Genomic DNA, 3,289 nt, shown 5'->3' on the forward strand with positions numbered 1-3,289 from the left:
ATTGACATCGTATAGAGAGAAAAACATCGGTATCGTTTGATGCGCCCGAGTATGGGATGCATCTGCCTTACGAGGCAAGAACGATACTGTTTCCAAGTCTAGTACACTAACCGGTGYGACCTTCGGGTTGCACGGTGGGAAGTACAAGTTTTTGGTCTTGAGAGGGTGAGCGCTTTGAACCAGCGGTCTTGCTCTTTCTGGATCAAATCAAGCGCGAAAAGGGCGTTTGGTGGATGCCTTGGCAGCAAGAGGCGATGAAGGACGTGATACCCTGCGTTAAGCTTTGGGGAGCCGGGAATAGGCTTTGATCCAGAGATGTCCGAATGGGGAAACCCACCTGACATTCTGTTATTTTRCTYCTYCGGRAGYAYGAATAACGGGGTGAGCCAGGTACTTTACTCCTGAATACATAGGGGGTTTAGAGCAAACCCGGGGAACTGAAACATCTAAGTACCCGGAGGAAAGGAAATCAATAGAGACTCCGTTAGTAGTGGCGAGCGAACGCGGACCAGCCGATCCTCGAAGAGTGACTGGAATGGCCTGGAAAGGCCAGCCATAGTGGGTGACAGCCCCGTACAGGAAGCTTTAGAGGACATATTAAGTAGGGCGGGACACGTGTAATCCTGTCTGAAGATCGGGGGACCACCCCCGAAGGCTAAGTACTCCTTGCTGACCGATAGCGAACCAGTACCGTGAGGGAAAGGTGAAAAGCACCCCGACGAGGGGAGTGAAACAGATCCTGAAACCGGACGCCTACAAGCAGTCGGAGGGGCCTTGAGCCCTGACGGCGTACCTTTTGTATAATGGGTCAACGACTTGGTCTTACGAGCAAGCTTAAGCCGATAGGTGTAGGCGCAGCGAAAGCGAGTCTTAAAAGGGCGCATGAGTTCGTGGGATCAGACCCGAAACCAGGTGATCTAGCCATGAGCAGGATGAAGGTAAGGTAACACTTACTGGAGGTCCGAACCGACACCCGTTGAAAAGGGTCCGGATGACTTGTGGCTAGGGGTGAAAGGCTAATCAAACCTGGAGATAGCTGGTTCTCCGCGAAAGCTATTTAGGTAGCGCCTCGGACGAATACCCACGGGGGTAGAGCACTGCATGGGTGATGGGGGCCCACAGCCTTACTGAGCCTAAGCAAACTCCGAATACCGTGGAGTACTATCCGGGAGACACACATCGGGTGCTAACGTCCGGTGTGAAGAGGGAAACAACCCTGACCTGCAGCTAAGGCCCCAAATTCATGGCTAAGTGGGAAAGCATGTGGGACGGCCAAAACAACCAGGAGGTTGGCTTAGAAGCAGCCATCCTTTAAAGATAGCGTAACAGCTCACTGGTCTAGATAAGCTGTCCTGCGGCGAAAATGTATCGGGGCTCAAGCCATGAGCCGAAGCTCGGGATGTGCAGCAATGCACGTGGTAGCGGAGCGTTCTGTGATATAGCTTCATGTGTTTTATCCGCTTTAGGGCGGAGACGAACACGCGAAGCTTTCTGTGAAGCCGGGCTGTAAGGCATCCGGTGGAGAGATCAGAAGCGAGAATGTTGACATAAGTAGCGACAAAGAGGGTGAGAGACCCTCTCGCCGAAAGTCCAAGGGTTCCTGCTTAAAGCTAATCTGAGCAGGGTAAGCCGGCCCCTAAGGCGAGGCCGAAAGGCGTAGTCGATGGGAACCACGTTAATATTCGTGGGCCAGTGGGAAGTGACGGATCTTTAACGTTGTATGCCCTTATCGGATTGGGTGTGCAGCCGCGAGGTCCCTGGAAATAGCCCCACATCAGACCGTACCCTAAACCGACACAGGTGGACTGGTAGAGTATACCAAGGCGCTTGAGAGAACCACATCAAAGGAACTCGGCAAATTACCTCCGTAAGTTCGCGATAAGGAGGCCCCATAGGCGGGCAACCGTTTGTGGGGGGCACAAACTAGGGGGTGGCGACTGTTTACTTAAAACACAGGGCTGTGCGAAGCCGTAAGGCGACGTATACAGTCTGACGCCTGCCCGGTGCTGGAAGGTTAAAAGGAGGGGTGCAAGCTCTGAATTGAAGCCCCAGTAAACGGCGGCCGTAACTATAACGGTCCTAAGGTAGCGAAATTCCTTGTCGGGTAAGTTCCGACCTGCACGAATGGCGTAACGATCTCCCCGCTGTCTCTGATGTGGACTCAGCGAAATTGAACTGTCTGTCAAGATGCAGACTTCCCGCGGTTAGACGGAAAGACCCCATGAACCTTTACTCTAGCTTTGCACTGGTATCAGGAATGTGATGTGCAGGATAGGTGGTAGGCATCGAAGCGGGGACGCTAGTTCTCGTGGAGCCTCCCTTGAGATACCACCCTTCGCATTCTTGATATCTAACCGCGGCCCGTTATCCGGGTCCGGGACCCTGCATGGTGGGGAGTTTGACTGGGGCGGTCGCCTCCTAAACAGTAACGGAGGCGCGCGATGGTGGGCTCAGACCGGTCGGAAATCGGTCGTTGAGTGCAATGGCAGAAGCCCGCCTGACTGCAAGACTGACAAGTCGAGCAGAGACGAAAGTCGGTCATAGTGATCCGGTGGTCCCAAGTGGGTGGGCCATCGCTCAACGGATAAAAGGTACTCTGGGGATAACAGGCTGATGATGCCCAAGAGTCCATATCGACGGCATCGTTTGGCACCTCGATGTCGGCTCATCTCATCCTGGGGCTGGAGCAGGTCCCAAGGGTATGGCTGTTCGCCATTTAAAGAGGTACGTGAGCTGGGTTTAGAACGTCGTGAGACAGTTCGGTCCCTATCTGCCGTGGGTGCAGGAGACTTGAGAAGAGTTGACCCTAGTACGAGAGGACCGGGTTGAACGAACCACTGGTGGACCAGTTATCGTGCCAACGGTAGTGCTGGGTAGCTATGTTCGGACAGGATAACCGCTGAAGGCATCTAAGCGGGAAGCCCCCTTCAAAACAAGGTCTCCCTTGAGAGCCGTGGAAGACCACCACGTCGATAGGCCAGAGGTGTAAGAGCGGTAACGCTTTCAGCTGACTGGTACTAATTGCTCGATAGGCTTGATTTGATCCAGTAACAGCAAGATCCAAAAGATCTGCGACATCAAATCAATCAACACCAAAAACACACAAGACTATGGAAACAGACAGGTAAAACCCTGGCCGATGTTCGCTTCTTCCTCGGTTTGGTGGTCATAGCACGAGCAAAACACCCGATCCCATCCCGAACTCGGCCGTTAAGTGCCGTCGCGCCAATGGTACTCCGTCTTAAGACGTGGGAGAGTAGGTCACCGCCAAACCTAGAAAGAAGCGATA

Annotated in this window: 2 rRNA genes; both read left to right on the forward strand. The window is 53.4% G+C overall.

What is annotated here, in order from left to right:
- Nucleotides 1-205: 205 nt before the first annotated feature.
- Nucleotides 206-3,042 (forward strand): 23S ribosomal RNA (locus AC1DZT_RS25230).
- A gap of 116 nt (nucleotides 3,043-3,158) precedes the next feature.
- A 5S ribosomal RNA gene (rrf, locus tag AC1DZT_RS25235) occupies nucleotides 3,159-3,273 on the forward strand.
- Nucleotides 3,274-3,289 lie beyond the last annotated feature (16 nt).

This window comes from Rhodobacter sp. P1_C2 (assembly GCF_056406375.1).